Origin of the sequence: Zoogloea sp. (assembly GCF_030157465.1) — a bacterium.
GTDB lineage: Bacteria > Pseudomonadota > Gammaproteobacteria > Burkholderiales > Rhodocyclaceae > Zoogloea.
In genome coordinates, this window is the sequence record NZ_JAOAUU010000048.1 from 1 (window position 1) to 1,251 (window position 1,251).

A 1,251-nucleotide genomic window follows, 5' to 3' on the forward strand; every position below is an offset into this window, starting at 1 on the left:
CCAGCACCAGCAAGGGTTTCGGCTGAATTAAAATTCACAAGGCATTCACGACATCCAATATCCCATGCGCGGCCTCGACCATAAGCAGAGCAGCCTTTTCAGCTACACCCACATCGAAGACCGGATTGCGCCGGATCACCCGCTGCGCAGGATTAAAGTGATGGCCGATATGGTTTTGCATTCGATGTCGCCGACCTTCGATTCCCTTTATGCCGCAGGAGGGCGCCCGTCGATTGTCCCCGAGCGCCTTCTTCGCGCCCTGCTGCTGCAATGCCTGTTCTCCATTCGCTCCGAGCGGGCATTGATCGAACATCTCGATTTCAACATGCTGTTCCGCTGGTTCGTCGGCCTGTCGATGGACGAGCCGGTGTGGGACCACTCGAGCTTTTCGGCCAACCGCGATCGGCTGCTCAAGGAGAGCGTCATGCGCGAGTTCTTCGGCGGCGTCGTGGGCATCGCCGAATGGGCCGCACTGATTTCGGATGAGCACTTCAGCGTCGATGGCTCGCTCTTGCGGGCCTGGGCCTCGCACAAGAGCCTGGCGGCGCGGGATGGCTCGGATGAGCCGCCGGGACCGGACCAGGGGCGCAATCCGGAAGTGGATTTCCGCGGCAAGAAACGCACGAACAAGACCCACGTCTCCCGCACCGATCCGGATGCCCTCCTGGCCACCAAGAGCACGGGCGTGGCCTACCTGAGCTACACCACCCATACGCTCAGCGAGAACCGTCACGGCCTGATCGTCGATGTGCACACCACGCAGGCCACGGGCACGGCCGAACGGGAGGCGGCCAAAGTCATGCTCGAGCGCCGTACGGCGCCGCGTAAGGCCGATCGCTCCATCACGGTGGGGGCCGACCGGGGCTATGACGTAGCCGAGTTCATCCAGGCGCTGCAGGATATGGGCATGGTCCCGCACGTGGCCGCAAAGACCCAAGGCAGTGCCGTGCCCGAGGCGATCAAAGACACGGAAGGCTACGCGGTCAGCCTGCGGCGCCGGAAGATGATCGAGGAAGCCTTTGGCTGGGTGAAGGAAATCGGTACGCTCGGACGCGTCATGCTGCGCGGGCTCGATCGTATTCGCGGGGAGGTGCTGCTGAATTTTGCCGCGTATAACTTGATTCGGCTGGGTAATTTGCTGGCACCGTCCCGCTGAATAGAGGGACATATTCCGGCCGGGCAGTGGAGCAGATACGGCGTCGTGGCAACGGCGCAATGGCGGTGCAATGGAAGTGTGGGTGGCAGCAGAAT

1 protein-coding gene is annotated in these 1,251 nt (G+C 62.1%); it reads left to right on the forward strand.

Going from position 1 to position 1,251, the window contains the following annotated elements; all coding sequences use genetic code 11:
- Positions 1 to 64: 64 nt before the first annotated feature.
- The gene (locus tag Q1W26_RS05365) at positions 65 to 1,156 is read left to right on the forward strand and encodes an IS5 family transposase (protein ID WP_300436853.1); all 1,092 of its coding nucleotides are present in this window, start codon (positions 65 to 67) and stop codon (positions 1,154 to 1,156) included.
- Positions 1,157 to 1,251 lie beyond the last annotated feature (95 nt).